The organism is Peribacillus sp. SIMBA_075, from assembly GCF_046534585.1.
In genome coordinates this window covers 1-232 of the sequence record NZ_JAWRYN010001692.1, presented here as the reverse complement: position 1 = coordinate 232, position 232 = coordinate 1, and the positions used below count along the sequence as shown (strand labels likewise).

The window sequence follows — 232 nt, the reverse complement described above, 5'->3', positions numbered from 1 at the left end:
CTGCATCTGCACTCGCCGCTCGAAGTAGGCAATATTGCTATAACCTCTGGTGGAACACATGCCGGTTCAGATACTTTCACGATTACGGTCTGCGGAAGGGGAGGACATGCCGCACAGCCGCACGATGCTGTAGACAGTCTCGCCATTGCTGCCCAGGTCGTGACTAACCTTCAGTACATCGTCGCTCGCAATGTGGACCCGCTTGACCGTCTCGTAATATCCGTCACAAAAG

At 54.3% G+C, this 232-nt stretch carries 1 protein-coding gene; it reads left to right on the top strand.

The window, feature by feature from the left end:
* Nucleotides 1–232, top strand: a 232-nt coding sequence (locus SB775_RS34195) for a peptidase dimerization domain-containing protein (RefSeq protein WP_410865733.1), incomplete at both ends; no start/stop codon positions are given.